The organism is Singulisphaera sp. GP187 (assembly GCF_900129635.1).
In the GTDB taxonomy this organism is placed as follows: domain Bacteria; phylum Planctomycetota; class Planctomycetia; order Isosphaerales; family Isosphaeraceae; genus Singulisphaera.
The window spans coordinates 4,244,513-4,265,441 of the sequence record NZ_FSRB01000001.1 but is presented as its reverse complement, the minus strand read 5'-3'; the positions used below and the strand labels follow the sequence as shown (position 1 = coordinate 4,265,441).

Below are 20,929 nucleotides of genomic sequence, written 5' to 3'. Positions count from 1 at the left end.
TCAGTCGCTCGATACCCGCCGGGCTGATCCCCGACCGGTCGAGGTTGAGGCTCTTTAGTACTACAGCGCTAAGTCGTATCCCATTTGCATCGGGGCAACTCTGTGAGTTTGATGCCCAACTCATGCAGCCTTCGCCTTGTCCGCTTGGTGTGGCACCGCTGTGCCACGGCGTTTCGACGTTGCGCCCGCTCGATCTCTTCGGAGGTTCGCTCCAGTAGCTTCCGCGGAGCACTCAGCCCCAACCACCAGAATGGGATCAACGCCGCTACTGCGGTGTGTACCTGGCACTCCGTCAGGCCCAGGTTTTTCCCCCCCGAACTCCTGTCGCATCCGCGACAGGAACAGGTAGCTCAGGCAACTCAGGATCAGGTGGCGTTTGAGCCCCTGGTAGCGTCGGCCCTCGTACTGATCCAGCCCGATCTCGGACTTCTGGTCTTCGAAGCAGCGCTCGACTCGCCACCGCGAAAATGCGACGAGCAACAGCACCTGCACCGACGTCTCCTCGGGGGCGTCGCCGACGAAGAACTTCAACTCCGCCGGGTTCAAGACGTCGCGGGCGGCGACCAGGTGCAGCGGCTCGCCCGGCAACCCGTCCGCGCCCACGGGGGAAAACCGCAAGTGCTTGACTTCCCAGACCATCGGCCCCTTGTGCCCGTCCTTGACCCGCCACCGGACCCAGGGCTGGTTGCGAAACCCGTCCTGATCGAGCATCGCCTCGACCCGCCGGGCCGGCGCGCTGCCGCTCGCCAGGCGAGGCGTCTTGCGGCCGCGGCCCCGCCCGTGCTTGCGATACTTCCTGGTGACGACACGCGGTGCCTTGATCCAGCCCATGAAGCTCCGCGGCACCTCGCCGACGTACTTCTGGCTGCGGCCCCTCAACCCCCGCAGGAACTCGGGCTTACTGCCGTAGCCCTCGTCGAAGGTCACCCAGTCGAAGTGCAGACCGTTGGTGATGGCGCGGTCGTAGAGTTCCAGGGCGATCGTCCACTTGGGCCGGTAAACCATAGCGTCGGGGATGCCAGTCTCCCGGCAGCGGTCGCGGTCAGAGGACCAGGACTCCGGCAGATACAGTTCGCCGTCGAGCAGGCAGTGAAAACCGTCGCGGGCGTAGGCGAGGTGGACCGTGACGATGCAGTTCTCCTTCTTGCCGACGGAGCCGCACCACTGCCGCTGCACGCCGGGGGTCTTGTTCCCCTTCTTGACGTCGCTGGTCTCGTCGAAGACGCCGATCGCGTTGGGGCCGGCGTGCTCGTCGCGGACGATGTGCTGGAGCCGGTCGCGCGCCCGGTCCTGGTCCCAGCAGTGCTGGCTGAGGAACTCCTGCAGGGTCCTGACGGGGACGCCGGCATTGATGGCGATCGGCTCGACACTCTTTTCGGGGATGTCCGAGAGTTGCCCGGAGACGTACACCGGCAAATGGGACCGCGTGTCCTTGCGCGGGAAGCAGTCATCGAACCGCTTGAGGAACTTGTTCAGCGCGGGTTTGAGCTTGCGGATCTGTGGGATATCCATACTCGTCCCTCCATAAACCATGAAGGCGAGCATACTTTCGCAATGGCTGGCGGATCAAGACGGTACAACTTGGCGCTGTAGTATTAGGGAATGAAATCCCGCCAACGTCTCGACCGAGGAATCCGTCAGTTCGGTCTCGGTCAACGACAAGGTCTCCAGTGTGTTAAGAGACTTCAGGCGGGCGAGCCCCGCGTCGGTCATCGCGAACCGACCGAGCCGTAACCTGCAGACGGTAGTCAGGGGGGCGACGTGCACAAGTCCCGCGTCGGTAATCCTCGAACCCGTGATGGTCAAATCACCGATCTTGATCGCGCCCGACAAGGGCTCGAGGCCGGCGTCGGTGAGAACGGAATTCTCCATATATAGGCCCCACAGCGCGGGCAGGCGCGTGGATAGAGGCCGCAAGTCGGAGACCGACGTGTCGGTGAGCCGAAGGCCGGTCAGGCTCTTGGATTCGGAAAGCCGGGCCAGACCCACTTCTGTGATTCTTCTCCCCCCGATCGTCAGGTAGGAGAGCTTGGGAAGCCCGGCGATGACCGCCAACTCCCGATCCTCGATCTGCGTGGCTCCCAGGGTGAGCTGCGTGAGTTTCGTCAGTCGCAGGAGTGGCCCCAGGCTCGAAGGGCCGTTGGGGCTTGGGACGGACCGCGAGGAAGCGGCTCTGGCCGGGGCGAGGGAGAGGACATCGAGTTGCGAGAGGTCGGCGACCGGAGCGAGATCCTTGATGCCGACCCCCGGCATGTCCAGTAGGCTCAACTCCTTCAGATTCGCCACGTGGGCGAAGCCCCGGTCGGTGACGTTGTGGCCGTCCAGCTGCAGGACTTCCAGGTCTGCAAGGCCGCCGACGATCGCCATCTCGTCGTCCGTAACGGCGGCGTTCGGCAACCAGAGGCGGCGAAGTCCGGCATTCCCTGTCAATCCTGCGACGAAGCCGTGGGAGTCCGTGAACCCACGCACGCTCAACCCTTTCAAGTGAGAGAGGGTGCGGAGTTGAGCCATACCGGCCGCCGTCAAGTCGGGGGCGGCGTGACCCTGAATCGAGACAAACTCGACACCGTGGAGCTTCCCGACATTTTCCAGGAGTTCGTCGTCGACGTTGTCGCCTTCGATATTGACATTGACTACTGTGTCGAACACGTCGGGGCCAAGGGCGTCGCGCAGCCATCTCGGCCCTCGCGGCTTGGCGTTTACGTCGAACATGCCCAGGGCCTCGCTCATCCATTTCGGGCCGCTCGGCTTGGCGTTCTGGCCGGCCACATACTGCCAGTCGTAATAGAGGGTGGCTCGCGTGTTCCGGCGGAGTTTCGTGATCGCCGCGACAGCGTCGCGCTGGACATGGGCTCGGTTAGCGACCCAGCCGAGACCGCCCCCGATCCCGAGGACGCCGATCATCATCGCGCCCAGGCTCAAGTGCAGCCGCTTGGGGAGCAATTCGAGCGTCCTCGAGGGCTTGCCGCTCTCCGTCGCACGGTTTTCGGATGGGGTCGGCATGATCGCGACGTCTCCAAGCGAATCAAGATCCGCAGCCAGACTTTCAGGCCATCTTAACCAGTGCGCGAGATCCGAGAAACGACAATTGTCAGAAAGAAGAAGGGAGGACAACCGTCCTGTGCCCCTTCAGCGATCATCTCCTGGTCGATTGGTCATGGCTTGCAGGTGACAGGCTTACCGTCCTTATCCACCAGGACGGCTGCTCCGGTCGGAAACTGAACGTAGGTCACGCCGGTTTCCTGAGACCGCGAGAAGAGGACATGCATTGCAATCTCAAGGTCACAATGCATGTCCTTGTCGTCTGTGCCCGGCGGGGCTAAATTCCTCCTCGACCGAGTCGCTCCAGAGATAAGAGCGCCGGATCGTCCAGTAAGCCGTCGGGGAACGATCCGGGTTATGAAAGCACCGGATGCTCTTCGTCCGCTCATCCTCGACCCACCCATCGGCCTCGCGGCGACGGACCAATTCCTCGAACAGAACGCACGCTTCCTCCAGGGTTCTCGAACGATCCTCGCCTTCGAGTTGGGCCTGTTCGAACGGAGTTTTCCCGGTAGGACTTACGCCAGAACTCGAGCAGCCAATGCTCACCGGTTCAAGACTCAACTCGACGACCCAGTTGCACTCGCCCTGCTTGAATTCTCGTTGCACAAGCTGCATCCTCAGGCACTCCAAGGAAGATCGAACTTGAACCAGGATATCCCGACTGAGCCACGGCGCCTTGCAGAATCATCTCGGCCAATGGATTCCAGTGCCCAATCTGCTCAACTTCGTTTGTATGAGTCGAGATATAATTTCTTGGCCGTCACGAATTTTTGGGGGGGCAGTTCCTAAATCCGCTTGAAACAAGGCTTCCGAGCTGGCTCCGGCCGTGTCCGTGGGATGTCACATTCCTCGGGCGACCCAACTGAACATTAGTTCGCTGACGAATTTTCGGCGCACTCAAGTCGCTGAACCATAAAGAAAGCAAGGACATGCATTGCAATTCTGGGATCACAATGCATGTCCTAATTTTCTGTTATGACACGGTCTCGGGAGGAGTGGCGGGGCGAGCGGTCCTGCGGCCTACCGAAGGCGACGACTTCCACACGAGCAAACGCCCGAGAGCGGCACCAAGGAAGCCGAAGCCGACGGCCATTAGCGAATGAGCCGTTCGGAAGAACTCGTATCGCTCCTCATCAAACCCCAGGCCGACGACCAAGCCTTTGGGGTAGAGGAGATTGAGCAGAGACTCCATCGTTCTTTGCGTTGGTCCGATGTGTCCTAAAGGCGACTCCAACTCACTCGCCAGGTAAGCCCAACCGAACACCGCGAACCCTGCCCAGGAAGCTCTTCTTCTTGGCGGCAGTACCACCGCGCACAATGCGGCGGCTGCTAAGGCGAGTCGGACGAGACCATAGGTCAACGCACTCCAGAATTGTGATCCGTCCTTCAGGCCCCTACAGCCCACGGCCGCGATTGCCACGAGGATCATCATCGCCGCGATCGAGAGTCGAAACGGCTTCATTTTCGCACCTCTCATTTCGACGAGACCGACAGATTATCAGAGTAGAGGACATGCATTGCGATCTCAAGATCGCAATGCATGTCCTCTACTCTTGGCACGAGCGATCGTCATTATTCTGTCTCCTGGGGGAATCTGAAGAAGTCTAACAGATGCAGATGCCAGGATCCAGAGCGCAATGTATGTCCTTGCTGTTCCGCCCTAACGATGAAGCCCCCGGGCCGTCAATGATGACCCAGGGCCTTGCTCGTTGTCGGGATTGCCGTCCCGTGCGTGAGTTGCGGTTTACTCGAAGCGGAGAGAAGAGGACATGCATTGCAATCTCAGGGTCACAATGCATGTCCTTGCCGTCCGTGTCTGCCGTCCGGGCAGGTCGAATCGAGATCTTCGACGTTCGACGTGATCCGTGGGTATCGAAAACAAGGACCTAAACGGAGAGAAGAGCGGAGAGAAGAGGACATGCATTGCAATCTCAAGGTCGCAATGCATGTCCTTGCCGTCCGTGTCCTCTTCTCTTCGGGGCTCACCTTCCTCTTCGGCTGATCCGGCGTGGTCCCAGCAGGTAGCTCCGCATGAGGCGGACGTTATCCGTCGTGGTGAAACTGGGATCGGCTTCCTGGCAGGCCCGATCGTATCGGGAATACGCGAACCCCCAAAGCTCCTCGACGACCTCCGCGTCGATCACCACCGTCTCGAAGGCTGTCAGCACGGACTCGACGAGGGGGATAAACTCGGAGTCGTCGATCATCGGCCCCTTGTCCTGCCGCTCGAACATCGCATCGACCTGTGCCTTGCCCAGCCTCAGAACGAATTCGCCGCACGGGTCATTCATGGCCTTCGCCCCCGGATGTCCCTGGTACGCCGTTCCCGGTTGCCTCATACGAGGGGCCTCGGCGATTCTCTTTTTCCGGGATGATTGGGATCAATCTCTTCTGCAAGACTTCTTCCTAGAACTCTCGCTTCAGGAGCCGGGTGTCCACGACGAAGCCATTGATCTCGAGCATCCAGGCCATCGGGGTCGTGCCCATCCGACTGGGCAATGTCCATTGCGTGTCGAAGGTGCGGATTTTGAGCAGGTCCCGGATCGCCTTCGACTTGCCCCGGCCGGTACACTCGGCGATCCCGAACGCCTTGTCGATGGCTTTCAGCTTCATGTGCGGCTTCTGGCTCCTGTCGTCGAGGAAGTTGCCCCGGCCGATCTTGTGGACGATTCCGCAAGCCCAGGTTGTCGGTCTGTCGCCGAGCAGGGTCGATGGGCGTTTACGAGCCATTGCCCCGGCGAGCTTGCGGCAGTGGACTTCATACTTCCTGTCCAGAATGAAATTGATGGAAGTTATTGAATTGAATGAATTTGAATGGATTGGCTTGCTGTTAGTGCGTTGCGGTCCCTGGATAACATGCATGTCCTTGCTTTTAAGCCTCAGCTCTCGCCGTTTCTCGTCGTAAACGCAAGGCTTAAGAGACCTCCAATGGCAGCAAACAGGAGCGACCCGATCGAATGCGATATCTGCTTGTATGGGGAAACGTCGAATTTTAAATCGGTGTATGTGAGAAATGTATTTCTAGGAGGGGCGATAGCGACATTGACCTCGTACTCGTTCGGGCTTACCGAGAGTTGGGAACTATTCTGGGGCAGGATGACGGCCGCAACTGTCCAGTCTTTCGCAACGAGATATCCGTCACTTTTGAGCTTGTTCAGGAGGACCGTCACAAGCAAGGGAGGCGGGCGAAGTCCTTCGTTGTTAATCCGTGGACAGGCCCCGAAGCAGAGGGCGAGATAGGCCCCGCCGAAGAGGGCACTGCCCAGCCAGGTCATGCGGGATCTTCCACGGCAAGCGGCCGCACCGAGGATCGACGTCAGAAAGACGACCAAGGCCAAGGTGAAGATTGCACTGGCCCAAAGCTCCGTTGGTTTCTTGAGGGCCGCGAAGCCGATCGCGATCACCACCACGATGCTCATGGGCGAGAGAATTGAGAGCCGTCCTCGAGCCATTGCGCGATCCTTCCGTATGGCGAGCCACGGCCGATGCTCTCAGTTGGGACTCGGCCGGTGTCTGAGGCCGTTACGCCCTGTACGCGAACCTATCCGAAGCTAACTCAAGTCTGAGACTCGTGCAAGCCAACCGAATAAGCGATTGCTGGCAAGTCAGGCTCGAGAAAGCAAGGACATGCGGGCGGGACGCCCGCGGACCAAGGGGGGGGAATGCATCTGAAGAGCGGGAGGGGGAGGTGGGCCTCCCGCTCTTCAGATGCATTCCCTGCCGTGGCTCCACGCGGCATTATGTCCTGGATACTTGGCTCGAGAGTGCTTTTAACTCGGCGGTTGGCCCCTCATAGCGTGAGTGGCCGGAATGCTTGCGCATGGATGTAAAGTGGCTCTTGGCCCGGCCAAGGGCCATGAGCGGGAAGTAGTGTCGGTAGAGGTTATAGTTGATCATGAATCCGCGTTGTAGGGCCGTGTCTTGCTCGAGCCCTTCGGCCACGTGTTGGAGGTCGACGCGATGGCCGACGCCGTAGCCGGGGAACCCGGTGCCGGTGTACTCCGGTTCGTTCCAGGTCCCGGCCACCTGGTGGTCGAGTAGGAAGGAGGTTCCGCGGCGGATGATCTTGTCGAAGCCTCGGGTGTCGATGGCCAACAGACCCATCAGGGCCCAGCCGGTCTGGGACGCCGTGCTGGTGCCGACGCCTCGGAGCGAGGCGTCCATGTACGACGCGCACGTCTCGCCCCAGCCGCCGTCCTGGTTCTGCCGCGAGGCGAGCCACTCGGCTCCTTGGCGGACCCAGGGCTCACGCGTGTCGATGCCGACCGCCTGAAGCGCCGGGAGAACGGCGGCCGTGCCGTAGATATGATTCACTCCCCAACGCCCGAACCAGCTCCCATCGTCCTCCTGCTCGGCCCGGAGGTAGCTCACGGCCCGGGCGACGGCCGGGTCGTCGAGCTTGCGCCCTCCGGCGGCCAGGGCTTCGAGGACGTGCGCGGTGACGTCGGAGCTTGGCGGATCGATCAACTCGCCGAAATCACTGAATGGGATCTTCGTCAACCAGGCATGGGTGTTGTCGCGGTCGTAGGCTGCCCAGCCGCCGTTGGAGCATTGCATGCCCAGGAGCCAATGGGTCGCCTTCTCGATCGCGTCGTCGAACCGCGTGGTGGGCGCGTCGGCGGACTGGTCGCGGAGGCGATGGAGGACGAGCAGGGCCACCGCCGTATCGTCAATGTCGGGGTAGTGGCGGTTGGTGCGCTGGAAGGCCCATCCGCCACCGGCCAGTTTGGGCGACTGGACTTTCCAGTCTCCCGGGAAGGTAATCTGGTGATCGAGCAGCCACTGGGTGGCCGCCTCCATTGAGGGGTTGTCCTTGAGGAGGCAGCCGCAGTCGAGCATTGCCTGGAGCGTGAGCACGGTGTCCCAGACCGGTGACTCGCTGGCCTGGAGGTACGTTCCGCCCTCGCGCTCATACGACCAGTACGAATTGAACCCGTCGAGCCCGGCCCGGACCACCGGATGGTCGAGCGAGTAGCCCTCCTGGTTCAAGGCCATCAAGGCATAGATCCAAGGGGGCTGAATACCGGCCCACGAACCGTCCGACTCCTGGTGCTTGATGATCCACTCCAGGCAGAGTCGGATTGCCGTTTCACGCCCTGGCTGAATGGGCGATTTGGAGTACCATCGCAACAGGCGGTCGGCCAGATAAAAGGGACCTTCCCAGGAAATCCAGCGATGTCGTCGCCGGAGGCGAAGACTCGGATGATTCCGGCCCTCGGGGAAGAGTTCGTCCAGTCTCCGGTCCGGGGGCAGGGGGCGGGTCGCTTTGCGGGCCGAGAGGATCGTCAGGGGGAGGATCGTGCCGCGGGCCCAGGTGGCGAACTGGTAGATGTTGAACGGCATCCAGGCGGGCAGGTAGATCAGTTCCGGGGGGAGCGTCGGCGTCTCATGCCAGGGCCACTCCCCGATCAGGGCCAGCCAGTATTTCGTGAAGTTGCGGAGCCGGCTCATTCCGCTGTGCTGGTGAATCCAGGCGCGCGCCTCGCGCAACGGCCGGGACTGCGGATCTTCGCCGGCGGCGCGGAGGGCGGCATAGCACTCGACGGTCGTGTTGATGTCCCCGCCTTCGGCCCCTTGGTAGACCTCCCAGGCCCCGTCCTCGCGTTGCTGGTTGAGGATCGCCTGAACGACTCCCGGAAGCTTGGGATCGTCGTGCACGCCGAGGACGTGCATCGCCAGGATCCACTCCGCCTCCATGCAGGAGTTCGATTCGACAGCGCCGACCCAAAAGCCTTCGGCCTTCTGATCCGCCTGGAGCCAGGCAAGTGACTCCGCGATCCCGCGGCCGAGCACGTCCGACGAGTCTCGAGGGGGAACGGTGGGGGCGAGCGTCATCCTTAACGTCTCCGGGAATGCGGCTCGAATCCTTTCGAGCGAGCGGACCAAACCAAATGCTTGGGGTCAAGGTCGAGGGGCCTGTCCCTCGATCGTCAGCGCGATGAGTTGCCGAATATACTCCGAACCGCGTTCGCCGTCGCTGGCGATTCTCGAACGAATCTGGGACCCGAACGAGACGAGACCGAGAAGCATGATGCTCAAAGTCTCGAGGTCGATGTTTAACCGGATCGTCTCCTGTTGCTTCTGTGCCTGTTCGATCCGTTGTCGCAGCCCCAGCACGAGTTCGATCACTTCCGGCCAGAATCCGGAATCGCCCTCGAGGTAGGCCCAGGCATTGATCCGGAGCAGCAATTCGTGCTCGCGGATGAGCCCGAGGATCTGGCGCGCCTCGAGCGGCGGGTCGTTCGGGAAATTGCCGGCCCGGGCGGCCGTCGGGGAGTGCAGGCGGGGGAGCGCCTCGATGAGACTCTGTTTGACCGTGGCGTACAGGCTCCCCTTGCTACCGAAATGGTGGTAGATCAACGGCTTTTTGACGCCCGCTTCGTCCGAGATCTCCTGGATCGTGGCGCCGGCGAACCCGCGTCTGGCAAAGACGCGCGTCGCCGCTTCAAGGATGGCCGATCGTGATGCCTCAGGGTCTCTGATGCGGGCCACTCGTTTCACCATTTAGGTCCACTCCTCGTTCCGATTCCGCGGTTGGGCACTGCGCGGGCTGCTTTGGCCTTGGCCGCTCAATGGTTCGGCCCTGACGGGACGGAAGACGCCAAGCTCAGCTTGGCGAGGTCGCCGTTCACCTGACCGCCTGGTCCTTCGTGACCGGGGTGGCCGCTCTCGTCGTCCATCGGCTCATCGTCGCTGGGACGGAGGCGGGCGAAGAAGTCGATGATCCGCTCACCGAGGACGTAGTAGATCGGGATGATGAATCGTCCGAGCACGGTGCTCACGGCAATGCCGAAGGCGACGACGATGCCCAGCGAGTTTCGGCTGTACGCCCCTGCGCCCGTGGCTCGGGCCATCGGCAAGACGCCCATGACGAACGCGAACGAAGTCATCAGGATCGGCCGCAACCGTTCACGTGAGGCGGCCTTGGCGGAGTCGATGATGCTCATCCCGTGCTTCTGACGCATCTCGACGCCGAACTCGACCACCAGGATCGCGTTCTTCGTCTCCAGGCCGATGAGCATGACCAGGCCGATCTGACCGAAAACGTCGAGCGGCATGTCGTAGATCCAGAGCCCGACGATGGCGCCGAACATGGCGAGCGGGACGGTGAGAATGATGACCGTCGGCCGGACCCAGCTCTCGTAGAGGGCCGCCATGAACAGGAAGACGCAGATGACCGAGAGGCCGAAGATATAGGTGGAGAGGTTGCCGGTCTGCTGTTCCTGGAACGTGGTCCCGGTCCACTCGAAGCCGAACCCTTCGGGCAAGACCTTGGCCGCCACTTCTTCCATGGCGGCGAGCCCTTGCCCCGAGCTGAACCCGGGGGCCGGCCCGCCGTTGATCTTGGCGGCGGCATAGAGGTTGTAGTGGGGGACGTCGATCGGACCGAGCTTGTACTTGACCTCACCCAGCGAGCTGAGCGGGACTTTTTTCCCCTGACGGTTCAGGACGAAGAGTTTCAGGATGTCCTCGGGCTTACTGCGCACCTCGCCCTCGGCCTGCATCAGCACTTTCCAGACCTTGCCGTAGAGGTTGAAGTCATTGACATAGAAGGCGCCGAGGTTGGTTTGCAGGATCGCGAAGACGTCGGAGACGGGGACGTCGAGGCGGCGCGCCTTGGTCCGGTCGAGCTCGAACTTGAGCTGGGGCACCCGGGCCGAGAAGCTGGAGAAGACCCCCACCAGCTCGGGCCGTTTGCGGGCCTCCGCCTGGAACTGGTCGACCACCTGCTGGAGCGCCTCGACCCCCTTGCCACCACGGTCCTCGATCATCAGCTCGAAGCCCCCGGTCTGGCTCAAGCCACGGATCGGCGGTGGCTGAAGCACCATGACGATGGCGTCGCGAATCTGCGAGGAAAGTCGAATTTGCAGGGTTTGCGCCAGGCCCGAAGCGCGGAGCTCGGGCGTCTTTCGCTCGTGCCATTCCTTGAGCGGCAGGAAGATGATTCCGGCGTTGCTCTGGTTGGTGCTGCTCATGATGTTCAGGCCGTCGAGCGTGACCACGTGCTCGACCCCCTCCAGCTTCATGGCGATCGCTTCCACCCGTTTGATGACCCGCGAGGTCACCTCCCGGCTGGTTCCGTCGGGCGCCTGGACCGCGACGATCAGGTAGCCCTGGTCCTCGGTCGGGATGAACGACTTGGGCCGGGCCATGATCATTCCGGCGGTCAGGGCGAGCAGGCCGATCGACGGCACGACGATCATCCACCAGTGATGGGCGGTGAATTCGAGGAACGAGTCGTACGAGTTCTCCAGCCACCGCATCCCGGCGTTGAACCAGCGGAAGAAAAAGAACTTCGTCTCGCCATGCTTGGGCTTGAGGAAGAGCCGGGACATGGCCGGGCTGAACGTCAGTGAGTTGAACGCCGATAAGACGAACGAGAACACGATCGTCATCGCGAACTGGTTATAGAGCCGCCCGGTCATCCCCGGGATGAACGCCACCGGGACGAAGACGGCGGCCAGCACCAGGGTGATCGTCACGATCGGCGTCGTAATCTCGGCCATCGCGGCGCGAGTTGCCGCCAGCGGCCTCATCCCCCGGTGCAGGAACTTTTCGACGTTCTCGACGACGATGATCGCGTCGTCGACGACCAGGCCGATGGCCAGAACGAGCCCGCAGAGCGTCAAGGAGTTGAGCGAGAACCCGAAGACGGCCATCAACGCGAACGTGGCGACCAGCGAGATCGGGATCGCCAGCATCGGGATGATCGTGGCACGCCAGCCCTGGAGGAAGACGAACACGACGATCATCACCAGGACGAATGCCTCAATGAGCGTGTGCTTGACTTCGTCAATGTTTTCCTCGACATACTTGGTCGTGTCGTAGGCGATCCGGTACTCCATGCCCGGGGGGAAGCTCTTGGAGAGCCGGTCCATCTCGCTCCGGATCTTGGCGACGATCGAGAGGGCGTTGGCGTCGGCGTACTGGTAGACCACGATCGAGCCGGCGGCCTTGCCGTCGAGGAAGCCGGCGGTCTCGTAGTTCTCCGAAGACAGCTCGACGCGGGCCACGTCACTGAGCCGGACGATCGAGCCGTCGTCTTTGCGCCGGACGATGATTTCCTCGAACTCCGCCGCCTTGGACAGACGGCCCTTCACGGTGATCGGGAACTCGAACGCTTGTCCCTTGGGGACGGGCGTGGCGCCGATTTTTCCGGCGGCGGCCTGCACGTTCTCCTGCTGGACGGCCAGGATCACCTCGGTCGGCGAGATCCGCATCTCGGTTAGCCGGTTCGGGTTGAGCCAGATCCGCATCGCGTACTTGCGGCCGAACGCGTTGACGTCGCTAATCCCTTTGATTCGTTTTAGCGAGTCGGCCACGTAGATCTGGCCGTAGTTGTCGAGGTAATTCGCGTCGTACCGGCCGTCTTTCGAGTTGTCGATCAGGTTGACCACGCAGACGATGTCGGTCGATGTCTTCTTGATCGAGACGCCGTACTGCTTGACCTCGGGGGGGAGCTGGGGGGTGGCCGTCTGCACCTTGTTCTGGATGTCGACGGCGGCGATGTCCTGGTCGTAGCCGACGTCAAAGGTCGCCACGATGTTCGCGACGCCGTTGCTGGTGCTGTCCGACGTGAAGTAGATCATCCCCTTGGTGCCGTTGATCTGCTGCTCGATCGGGGTCGTCGCGGTCTCGGCCACGGTCTGGGCATCGGCCCCGGTGTAGGTCGTGGTGATCTGGACCTGGGGCGGAGCGATTTGCGGGTATTGCGCGATCGGCAGGAGGAAGGCGCAAATCCCTCCGACCAAGAGCATCAGCACGGCGATGACGGTGGCGAAGATCGGCCGACCGATAAAGAAGTTGACCATGAGGGCGTCGGGCTCGCTGGGGTTGTTCTCGGGCTCCGGGGCAGGGGGCGACTCAATTCCTTAGCTCAGTGGGCGGGCTTGGCTTCGGCTTCAGTTTTGGCCTTGGCTTGCGGAGCCGAGGGATCGGCTGCTCCCGCTTCGATCGGCCGGGCGAGGACAGCCGGCTCGGTCTTGACCGGGATGCCGGGGCGGACGAGCTGCAACCCTTGGAGGATGACCGGCACGCCGGCGTCGAGTCCTTGGGTGAGGATCCGCATTCCTTCGTATGACTGGGCCGCCTTGACGCGCTGAATCGCCACCTTGCCTTCGTGATCGACGACGTAGACGACCGGTCCGGCCTCGGTCTCCATCACGGCCGCCTCGGGGACAACTACGGCATCTTTGATGCGATCGACGACCATCTGGAGCTTGGCGTATTCGCCGGGCAAGAGGGTTCCCTCGGGGTTGGGGACCCGGGCCTTGATCAGGAACGTGGAGGTTGTCTCATCGATCGCGTTGTCAATGAAGAAGCATGTTCCTTCGTAGGGGTGTTTGTCGTCCCCCTCGAACCCGGAGTGAAAGATCCGGACGGCCAGCCCCTCGTTGATCAACTGGGTCGCGCGTTTGAGGTAGCGGGAGCTGGTCCGGATCTCGATGCCCATCGGATCGAGCTGATGGATGGTGGCCAGGTCGGAGTAGCTGCCGCCGGTCGCATCGGGACCGACGAGGTTGCCGACCTTGACCTTCGCCTCGCCGATCCGGCCGTCGATCGTGGCATACATCCGGCAGTAGCCGAGGCTGATCTCCGCGTCGCGCACCGAGGCCCTGGCCGCCTCGACCTGGGCTTTGGCGGTGAGGATCCCCACCTCGTAATCGGCCCCCGCCTGCTCCAGATGGGCGCGATCGGCCTGGACCTGTGCGTCGAATTTCTTGCGGTCGGCTTGCGCCTTGTCCACATCCTCGGCCGAGCCGGCACTCCGTGAGTGCAGGGCCCGGGACCGTCGTTCTTCGATCAGGCTGAGGGCGAGCTGGGCCTCGTCAAGGGCGAGCTGCGCGGCGGCGACCTCGCGAGTCTTGGATGAGACCGCCTTCTTGAGTACAGCCTCCGCCTCGTCCAGCTTCGCCTTGCTCATCAAGAGGGCGATCTTATAACTCTGCTCGTCGATCACGAGCAGGAGCTGCCCCTTCTTGACGTGGGAACCCTCGTCGAAGTGGCGCTCGGTGAGGAACCCGCGGACGCGGGCTCGGACGACGACCTCTTCAAGGGCCCGCGTCGTCCCATTCGGCGTGGCCAGGATCGGCACGGTCATCCGCGCGGACTTGATGATCCCGACCAACGGCGGCGGGGGAGCGGCCTGGGCCTCCGGCTTCTTGCACCCGGCGACGCTCAGCGCGGCCGCGAACACGACGAGGCTCCCGACCATTCGCAGGATCGGGCGGGCAGGCAAGCGGTGGTCCATTTTCATGCTGTTCGGCATCCCAAAAGCGGGGCCGGCCCGGCCAAGGGCGGCTGATTCTCAGAGGGCTCGCGCCGTCGAGGAGTACCCTCAACCGAGCGCGGGAAGGGCAATCGACGAGCCCGTGGCCCGCCGTGACACCGAAGGAAACGGCCCCTTCGGTTTCCACCCAAGTAAACGGCCGTTGACAGAACGATATCCCCATTGTACTGCTGAGTCAACCCGTGTTTACTTAGTGGATCATTCAACAATGGAGCGGGGTGATGACTGAGCGATCCGCCGCGACCGGGCCGAGACGTCGAGGGTCTGCCGCGACTCGAGAGGCGATTCTCGAGGCGGCCACCAATCGCTTTGCATCGCACGGCTACGGGGGTTCCGGAGCGCGCGAGATCGCGGCCGACGCCGGAGTGACCGCGGCGCTGGTGAACCGTTATTTCGGCTCGAAGGAGGGGCTGTTCGCCGAGGTGATCGAGCGTGCGTTTGACTCCGGCGACTTGCTGGGGGGGGCTCGGGCCGACCTGGCCGCTCGTCTGGCGCGGCGGATGGTGTTTGGCCGGGAGGACACCAAGGACATCAGTCGGACGCCGATGCTGCTCCTGCTCCGTTCGGCCACGGAGCCAAGGGCGGCCGAGTTGCTCCGGGCGAACCTCGACCGCACGTTCATGCGGCCTCTGGCCAAGCTCCTCGGCGGCCCTGACGCCGAGGTCCGCGCCGGGTTCGTCGCCGCCCAACTCACCGGGTTCGCGACCCTCGATCAGATGATCCAGAGCGAGGCGTTCACCGGTATCGAACGCGAGGATCTGGTCGCCCACCTCACCGTGGTCTTGGATTACCTGCTCGGGTGAGTCTCGCTCGCCCTAAAGGCGAGCGGGGAGCTGATCGCTCCCTGTCTGGGGATTTGCGCCAGGCACTCGACCCTCAGACAGTGAGCTGACGCTCCCCGCCTGGAATCTCTCGCTCGCCTTTGCTGAGAGCGATGCCCAGAAAAGGGAATCTCTGAGTGAGCTGGGCCATGACCATCGCCCGGCGGGATGCGGGCTGCCTCGTTGACTCGGAGCAGCGGCCGGGTTAAGACAGTCCAGATCAAACACTCGTTAAACCGGGCGATCCAGCCGGGCCGAAGCCATTCCCACCGACGGAAGGTATCCAGGTAATGATGACCACACTTGCTCTCGTGACGAGCCTGGTTCTGTTAGGACCGGGGCCGGAGACCGGTACCGAGGTCGAAAAAAAGGGGGGAGCGTGGACCCCCTTGTTCAACGGTCGCGACCTGACCGGCTGGTACACCTTCCTCCAGAAGCACGGCAAGAACAGCGACCCCGACCGCGTCATCACGATTGAGGACGGGGCGATTCATTTGTACAAACACCCCGCCGACGCTTCGACGGTGGTCATGGGCTACATCGGTACCGAGAAGGAGTATGGCAACTATCACCTCCGGTTCAAGTATCGCTGGGGCGAGAAGAAGTTCGAGCCCCGCTACAAGCTGAAGCGCGACGCCGGGTTATATTATCACATCCTCGGGCCGGATGCGATCTGGCCGCAATCGCTTCAGTTTCAGGTCGAGCAGACCAACGTGGGCGACCTGATCGCCCTCCTTGGTTTCCAACTGGATAGCTGGGTGGACCCCAAAACACGCGACGAGGTGATGCCGACCTTCTTGCCCGCCGAAGCCGGGGGTGAGGCCCGGGTCCTCGGTGGCAAGGGCATCGCCTATCAGAAGCACCTCGCGGGCGAGCATGAGGTCGATGGCTGGAACCTTGCCGAGATCATCGCCAAGGGGGATACGGTCACGCATCTCCTGAACGGACTGATGATCAACAAGGGAAAGAATGTTCGCCTGGTCGACCCTGAGCGGAACGGCGAGGCGCGGCCGATCACGAAGGGCCGGATCGCCCTCGAGATCGAGGCGGCGGAGATCTACTTCCGCGACGTCGAGATTCGCTTGCTGGACGAAACGCCCGCCGCGGGATCGGGGCAGGGCAAATGAACAGTCGCCGGCTGGGGAGACGAAGCATGGGGCAGGCCAAGTGTTGGGTTCTGTTCGCGTTGGCGGCTTGGTTCGCGTCGGGCCAGGCCCGCGCGGGGGAGTTGAAGGCGGGGGCGGCCCGAGCGGTCTTGGAAGCCACCGACGCGATGGTCATCGGCGGTGGGATTGGCCCGGGGCATCTCAATGGGCAGGAGGGGGAGCTCCGGGCTTCGGCCGTGGTCATCGAAGGCCCCGACGGCGGCAAGGCGTGCCTCGTCGCGTGTGACGTGCTCATGATTGAACGCGACGTTCTCGACGCCGCCGCGCGGCAGATCGCCGAGAAGATTGGGGTCCCGTTCGACGCCGTCCTGATCAACGCCACTCACACCCATCACGCTCCGACGACCTGTACGATTCACGGTTACGAGCGTGAAGAAGCGTTCACTCGTCAAGTCGGGGAAAAGGCCGTCGAGGCGGCCGTTGCGGCGAACGCTCGGCTCGCGCCGGTGACGTTCAAGTTCCGGCTTGGCGAGGAGTCGTCGGTGGGGCGGAACAGCCGGCTCTTGCTGGCCGACGGCACGATCTACTGGGTGGGGGCACTGGCCGACGCGGTGCGCCCGACCGGCCCGTTCGACCCCGAGCTGCCGGTGCTCGAGTTTCTCCGTAAGGACGGCAAGCCCGAGGCCGTCCTGTTCAACCACTCGACCCACACGATCGGCACCGTCAACGGGGCGGTCCGCTCGCCCGGTTTTTACGGCCTGGCCGCGCAGGAGTTGGAGAAAGAGCGGGGGGGCACCTTCCTCTTCTTCGAGGGGGCGTCGGGCTCGACCCATAACCTCGAGCTGAAGGCCGCCGAGGCCCTGACCCGGATCAAGACGGCCGTGGCCGACACGCTCGACCAGGCCACCGAACGCCCCGTGGCTCGCGTGTCGGCAAAGCGCAAGGAGATCACGCTCCACGTCCGGACGTTTGACGAGGCCAAGGACGATGCCGCGGTCGTCGCCTATTGCACCAAGCGACAGCCCGCGCCCTTTCACGAGAAGACGATCAACATCTTCCGCGAGATGCGCAAGCGGCTCGCTCCCCAGCAAGGGCAAGAGCGGAAGACCTGGGTGCAAGCGGTCGTGGTCGGCGACGTGGCGATGGTCGGCGTGCCGGGCGAATTCTTCACTCACCTGGGGCGTGAGATCAAGCTTCGCTCACCGTATCGCGATACGTTTGTCTTTGAGCTGGCCAACGACTACGTCGGCTACATCCCCGACGCCCGCGCGTTTGACCGGGGCGGCTATCAGGTCTGGACCGGCCTGCACAGCTTCCTTGAAAAAGGCTCGGGAGAGAAGATCGTCGAGACGGCGGTCGAGCTCCTCGACGAGCTCCACGGGACGCCGAGCCCCACACGCTGAGCCCTGATTGTTAGGTTTGAGGGAGCGATCCTCTCTCCCCGCTCGCCTCGGAACGTCTTGAGGCGAGTCGGTCTGGGCTGATTGTGAGGCTGAAGCCGGGCCCGCGGCGTGCCGATACGAGAGGGGAGACAGCGTCGCGCGGGACGGCAGGAGGCCGGCTCGGCGACCTGAACCTGGCCGGACATCGACGTTCGACTACCGAGAAATGCCCCGACGCGGCTATCATGAGGGAGTGTAACTCCTTGAAGCCGAGAGCGATCGGGGACCGGGAACCGATCCGACGGCCCGTCACCGAGACAGATTGTGAGGACGCGATGTTGATCAGCGAAACCATTCATGCGGCGATTACCGAGCAGATCGTCAACGAGCTGGGTAACTCGAACCAGTACGTTTCCATTGCCGCCTACTTCGAGGGAGAGTGCCTGTTCGGCCTGGCCAAGATTTACTTCAAGCAGGCCGAAGAAGAACGCGACCATGCCATGAAGTTCGTCAAGTTCCTCCTCGACGCCGGGGCCAAGGTGGCGATCAAGGAAGTTCCCGCCGCCCGCAACGAGTTCCGTTCGGCCGAAGACGCCGCGCAGCTCGCGCTCGACTCGGAGAAGCGGACGACCGAGCAGATCTACAACCTCGTTTCCCTCGCGACCGCGGAGAAGAACTACATCACGTTGAACTTCCTCCAGTGGTTCGTCAGCGAGCAGCTCGAAGAGGTTTCGAGCGCCGAGACCCGGCTGTCGGTGATCAGACGGGCCGGTCCGAGCGTCCTGATGGTCGAGGCTTACCTGGCGCACCAGTGAGGCGTATTCGCCTTTTCAGGCGAACGAATGATTGTCTGCAGACGAGCGGGGAGCGTGAGCTCCCCGTCTTCTCGCCCACGCCGTAGCGAGCGAATGATTGTCGGCAGGCGAGCGAATTTCTCGCTTCTGGCAGGTGGAGAAGTGGTTGGCCTGCGAGGACTTACTGGCTCGGTTCTCCCGCCCGGACGGCAAAGATCACTTGCGTCCCCCATTCATTCGGCGCACCCTAGGCCCCCTCTGGCTTTTTTCAACTCGTCTGACGGGGTGGCATACTCTGCCCTGGTTTGGCCAGAGACTTTCAGGGAGCCGATGATGGCTCCTTCCGGTTCGGTCCGGTCCGAGTGGGGGATCCGCCGTGAGAGCACCTGGAGTTTCCATCCTCTTGTTTCTCGTCGCCTCATTTTTGGGGGCGGCTGGGCAGTTCCTCTACAAGGCGGGCACCGATCGGGCCGTGGCCGCGGGGGGGCGGTTGGTCGACTTCGTCGGGAACGGCCAGATTCTGGCGGGGGTCGTCTGCTACGCGCTGGTGATGGCCTGTTTCGTGGCCGGTTTCCGCGTGGGTGGCTCTCCGTCGGCCCTCTACCCGGTCTATGCCACCACGTTTATCTGGGCCGCCTTGATCGGCCGGGCGATGCACGGGGTGGCGATTGCCCCACTCCACGTTGCCGGTATGGTGCTGATTATCGCCGGGGTTTCGTTGATGGGTCGCTAACCAAAAGGCGAGGTGGCAAAGTGGCTCCCGAGGTCTATCGACCGTCCGAAACCGACCGTCGTCCGCTCAAGAGCCGCTCCTGGAAGGCGTCCGGGGTGGTCTCACGCTGGCTCGCGCGGCAAGGCGCCAGCGCCAATGCGATTTCGGTGGCCGGCATGGTGGCTGGCATCTTAGGGGGTGTGGCGTTCGCGCTCACCCCGCATCTCTCCATACCCGCCCTGGCCTGGCTGGCGGGTGCGATTTTGGTCCAGGCGCGGCTGGCGGCGAACTTACTCGACGGCATGGTTGCGATCGAGTCGGGGCGGGCGTCCCGGCTGGGTGAGTTGTACAACGAGGTGCCCGACCGGGTCTCTGACGCGGCGACGCTGATCGGCCTTGGTTATGCGGCCGGGGGGATTCCCTGGCTGGGATACCTGGCCGCGGTGATGGCCCTGTTCGTCGCTTACGTCCGTTCCGCCGCCCGCAACGCCGGAGCGCCTCAAGATTATTCGGGGCCGATGGCCAAGCCGCATCGGATGTTCGCCGTGACGGTCACGGCCATTCTGTGTGCGGTCGTCTCGCCCTGGCAGTCCCTCGCGCTCTTAGGTCATGGGCACGCCCAAGCCCAAGGGGCGGGCTTGCCGGCCCTGATGCTCGGCCTGATCGTCGTTGGCTCGGTGGTCACCGCGATCCGGCGCCTCGGGCATGCGGCCTCGTTCCTGACGGCGCAACCGGCCGGACCAAGCGATAGTGAAAGGGAGTCGACGTCGTGAGCGGAACCGCCTGGGAACGTCTGTTCGGCTGGCGTCACGTTTTCGACGACCGGGCCGTCGTCCTGATCGTGGCCGTACTGGCCGGGGCGCTGGCGCTCGCCCCCTTGATCATCCTGGCCCTCGACCGTGCGGGACGGCTCAGCCCGGCGCTCAAGGCCGACCTCCGCAGTCGCTACCTCTCGTGGCTGATCATGGTTCCGGTGATCGTCCTGCCGGTGCTCCTGGGAGCGGCCCCGACGATCCTCGCGGTCGCCTTGCTCAGTCTCCTTTGCTATCGCGAGTTTGCCCGCGCCACGGGCCTCTTCCGTGAGAAAGTCATGAGCGTGGCCGTGGTGTTCGGGATCGTCGCCGTGACGTTCGCGGTCGCCGATCACTGGTACGCCTTCTTCGTCGCGCTGACGCCGATCACCTTGGCCGTGCTCACGGCGGTGGCCACGTCGCTCGATCGCCCGGCCGGGTACATTCAGCGCGTGGCCTTGGCGGTCTTCGGCTTCCTCCTGTTCGGGGTCTGTCTCGGGCACCTCGGATTCATGGCCAACGACGCTCGATACCGCTCCTTGATCCTCCTCTTGCTCTTCAGCGTCCAGCTCAACGACATCTTCGCCTACATTGTGGGCAAGTCGCTGGGGGGGCCGAAACTCGCGCCGCACACCAGCCCCAACAAGACGATTTCGGGCTCGCTGGGGGCGGTCGTGCTGACCACCCTGTTCGTGTTCATGCTGAGCGGCCTCATCTTCACCGAAGGACCGCTGAGCGGCACGGTTCAACGCCTGGTCCTGGGCCTGCTCATCAGCATCAGCGGCCAGTTCGGCGACCTGAGTGTCTCATCGATCAAACGTGACGTCGGCGTGAAAGATACAGGTTCTTTGATCCCTGGGCACGGCGGCGTGCTCGACCGCGCCAACAGTCTCTTGCTCTCCGCCCCGACGGTCTTCCATTACATCAACTATCTCGACAGCATCGGCGGCGACCAGGCGACCCGGATTCTTTCGGGAGGAGGGTGAGC

Annotated in this window: 18 protein-coding genes; 7 read left to right on the top strand and 11 right to left on the bottom strand. The window is 63.0% G+C overall.

The genetic code is table 11. The annotated features are described in order from the left end of the window. Positions 1 to 120: 120 nt before the first annotated feature. The 11 genes from BUS42_RS16435 to BUS42_RS16385 all read right to left on the bottom strand — a co-directional run bounded on the left by BUS42_RS16435 (position 121) and on the right by BUS42_RS16385 (position 14,302). On the bottom strand, positions 121 to 1,512 hold the full coding sequence (locus BUS42_RS16435; RefSeq protein WP_074304409.1) for an IS701 family transposase: 1,392 nt from the start codon (positions 1,510 to 1,512) through the stop codon (positions 121 to 123). 54 nt (positions 1,513 to 1,566) lie between these two features. After that, a complete protein-coding gene (locus BUS42_RS16430; protein ID WP_254053556.1) occupies positions 1,567 to 3,003 on the bottom strand; it encodes a leucine-rich repeat domain-containing protein in 1,437 nt (478 codons plus the stop codon). Positions 3,004 to 3,282: 279 nt separating this feature from the next. Continuing rightward, positions 3,283 to 3,660 (bottom strand): hypothetical protein, encoded by a 378-nt coding sequence (locus BUS42_RS16425; RefSeq protein WP_074307991.1) that lies wholly within the window; start codon positions 3,658 to 3,660, stop codon positions 3,283 to 3,285. A 358-nt stretch (positions 3,661 to 4,018) separates the two neighbouring features. Beyond that, entirely contained in the window at positions 4,019 to 4,507 is a 489-nt protein-coding gene (locus tag BUS42_RS16420) for a hypothetical protein (protein WP_074307990.1), read from the bottom strand. 520 nt (positions 4,508 to 5,027) lie between these two features. Continuing rightward, complete coding sequence (locus tag BUS42_RS16415; protein WP_143206348.1) at positions 5,028 to 5,336, bottom strand: hypothetical protein; 309 nt, start codon at positions 5,334 to 5,336, stop codon at positions 5,028 to 5,030. A gap of 115 nt (positions 5,337 to 5,451) precedes the next feature. Beyond that, the gene (locus BUS42_RS16410; RefSeq protein WP_074307987.1) at positions 5,452 to 5,907 is read right to left on the bottom strand and encodes a DUF6398 domain-containing protein; all 456 of its coding nucleotides are present in this window, start codon (positions 5,905 to 5,907) and stop codon (positions 5,452 to 5,454) included. Between the two features lie 17 nt (positions 5,908 to 5,924). Next, positions 5,925 to 6,497 carry a hypothetical protein gene (locus tag BUS42_RS16405; protein WP_074307985.1) on the bottom strand — a complete coding sequence of 191 codons (573 nt, stop codon included), beginning with the start codon at positions 6,495 to 6,497 and terminating at the stop codon, positions 5,925 to 5,927. Between the two features lie 286 nt (positions 6,498 to 6,783). Beyond that, the gene (gene shc, locus BUS42_RS16400) at positions 6,784 to 8,880 is read right to left on the bottom strand and encodes a squalene--hopene cyclase (protein ID WP_074307984.1); all 2,097 of its coding nucleotides are present in this window, start codon (positions 8,878 to 8,880) and stop codon (positions 6,784 to 6,786) included. 66 nt (positions 8,881 to 8,946) lie between these two features. After that, positions 8,947 to 9,549: a TetR/AcrR family transcriptional regulator gene (locus BUS42_RS16395; RefSeq protein ID WP_074307982.1), complete on the bottom strand. Its 603-nt coding sequence runs from the start codon at positions 9,547 to 9,549 to the stop codon at positions 8,947 to 8,949. Positions 9,550 to 9,614: 65 nt separating this feature from the next. Then, on the bottom strand, positions 9,615 to 12,857 hold the full coding sequence (locus BUS42_RS16390) for an efflux RND transporter permease subunit (protein WP_074307980.1): 3,243 nt from the start codon (positions 12,855 to 12,857) through the stop codon (positions 9,615 to 9,617). Between the two features lie 65 nt (positions 12,858 to 12,922). Further along, positions 12,923 to 14,302 carry an efflux RND transporter periplasmic adaptor subunit gene (locus BUS42_RS16385; RefSeq protein ID WP_074307979.1) on the bottom strand — a complete coding sequence of 460 codons (1,380 nt, stop codon included), beginning with the start codon at positions 14,300 to 14,302 and terminating at the stop codon, positions 12,923 to 12,925. Between the two features lie 254 nt (positions 14,303 to 14,556). Here BUS42_RS16385 and BUS42_RS16380 point away from each other — a divergent pair, with 254 nt between their 5' ends. The 7 genes from BUS42_RS16380 (at position 14,557) to BUS42_RS16350 (ending at position 20,927) form a co-directional block, all read left to right on the top strand. Then, on the top strand, positions 14,557 to 15,138 hold the full coding sequence (locus tag BUS42_RS16380) for a TetR/AcrR family transcriptional regulator (protein WP_074307977.1): 582 nt from the start codon (positions 14,557 to 14,559) through the stop codon (positions 15,136 to 15,138). Between the two features lie 308 nt (positions 15,139 to 15,446). After that, positions 15,447 to 16,283: a 3-keto-disaccharide hydrolase gene (locus tag BUS42_RS16375; RefSeq protein WP_074307975.1), complete on the top strand. Its 837-nt coding sequence runs from the start codon at positions 15,447 to 15,449 to the stop codon at positions 16,281 to 16,283. A 26-nt stretch (positions 16,284 to 16,309) separates the two neighbouring features. After that, a complete protein-coding gene (locus tag BUS42_RS16370; protein ID WP_074307974.1) occupies positions 16,310 to 17,665 on the top strand; it encodes a hypothetical protein in 1,356 nt (451 codons plus the stop codon). A gap of 314 nt (positions 17,666 to 17,979) precedes the next feature. Further along, the gene (locus BUS42_RS16365; RefSeq protein ID WP_074311134.1) at positions 17,980 to 18,459 is read left to right on the top strand and encodes a ferritin; all 480 of its coding nucleotides are present in this window, start codon (positions 17,980 to 17,982) and stop codon (positions 18,457 to 18,459) included. A 355-nt stretch (positions 18,460 to 18,814) separates the two neighbouring features. Further along, the gene (locus tag BUS42_RS16360) at positions 18,815 to 19,171 is read left to right on the top strand and encodes a hypothetical protein (RefSeq protein ID WP_074307972.1); all 357 of its coding nucleotides are present in this window, start codon (positions 18,815 to 18,817) and stop codon (positions 19,169 to 19,171) included. Positions 19,172 to 19,191: 20 nt separating this feature from the next. Beyond that, complete coding sequence (locus tag BUS42_RS16355) at positions 19,192 to 19,923, top strand: CDP-alcohol phosphatidyltransferase family protein (RefSeq protein WP_074307971.1); 732 nt, start codon at positions 19,192 to 19,194, stop codon at positions 19,921 to 19,923. Beyond that, positions 19,920 to 20,927, top strand: a complete 1,008-nt coding sequence (locus tag BUS42_RS16350; protein WP_074307969.1) for a phosphatidate cytidylyltransferase — start codon at positions 19,920 to 19,922, stop codon at positions 20,925 to 20,927. Before BUS42_RS16355 ends, BUS42_RS16350 begins: the two co-directional genes overlap by 4 nt. Positions 20,928 to 20,929: the final 2 nt, after the last annotated feature.

Excerpts from the sequence above, each read along its gene's own strand:
- BUS42_RS16370 (WP_074307974.1), top strand. The coding sequence starts at position 16,310 with ATGGGGCAGGCCAAGTGTTGGGTTCTGTTCGCGTTGGCGGCTTGGTTC.
- BUS42_RS16425 (WP_074307991.1), bottom strand. The coding sequence starts at position 3,660 with ATGCAGCTTGTGCAACGAGAATTCAAGCAGGGCGAGTGCAACTGGGTC.
- BUS42_RS16415 (WP_143206348.1), bottom strand. The coding sequence starts at position 5,336 with ATGAATGACCCGTGCGGCGAATTCGTTCTGAGGCTGGGCAAGGCACAG.
- BUS42_RS16395 (WP_074307982.1), bottom strand. The coding sequence starts at position 9,549 with ATGGTGAAACGAGTGGCCCGCATCAGAGACCCTGAGGCATCACGATCG.
- BUS42_RS16405 (WP_074307985.1), bottom strand. The coding sequence starts at position 6,497 with ATGGCTCGAGGACGGCTCTCAATTCTCTCGCCCATGAGCATCGTGGTG.
- BUS42_RS16380 (WP_074307977.1), top strand. The coding sequence starts at position 14,557 with ATGACTGAGCGATCCGCCGCGACCGGGCCGAGACGTCGAGGGTCTGCC.
- BUS42_RS16410 (WP_074307987.1), bottom strand. The coding sequence starts at position 5,907 with ATGCATGTTATCCAGGGACCGCAACGCACTAACAGCAAGCCAATCCAT.
- BUS42_RS16385 (WP_074307979.1), bottom strand. The coding sequence starts at position 14,302 with ATGAAAATGGACCACCGCTTGCCTGCCCGCCCGATCCTGCGAATGGTC.
- BUS42_RS16420 (WP_074307990.1), bottom strand. The coding sequence starts at position 4,507 with ATGAAGCCGTTTCGACTCTCGATCGCGGCGATGATGATCCTCGTGGCA.
- BUS42_RS16390 (WP_074307980.1), bottom strand. The coding sequence starts at position 12,857 with ATGGTCAACTTCTTTATCGGTCGGCCGATCTTCGCCACCGTCATCGCC.
- BUS42_RS16375 (WP_074307975.1), top strand. The coding sequence starts at position 15,447 with ATGATGACCACACTTGCTCTCGTGACGAGCCTGGTTCTGTTAGGACCG.
- BUS42_RS16365 (WP_074311134.1), top strand. The coding sequence starts at position 17,980 with ATGTTGATCAGCGAAACCATTCATGCGGCGATTACCGAGCAGATCGTC.
- BUS42_RS16430 (WP_254053556.1), bottom strand. The coding sequence starts at position 3,003 with ATGCCGACCCCATCCGAAAACCGTGCGACGGAGAGCGGCAAGCCCTCG.
- BUS42_RS16435 (WP_074304409.1), bottom strand. The coding sequence starts at position 1,512 with ATGGATATCCCACAGATCCGCAAGCTCAAACCCGCGCTGAACAAGTTC.
- shc (WP_074307984.1), bottom strand. The coding sequence starts at position 8,880 with ATGACGCTCGCCCCCACCGTTCCCCCTCGAGACTCGTCGGACGTGCTC.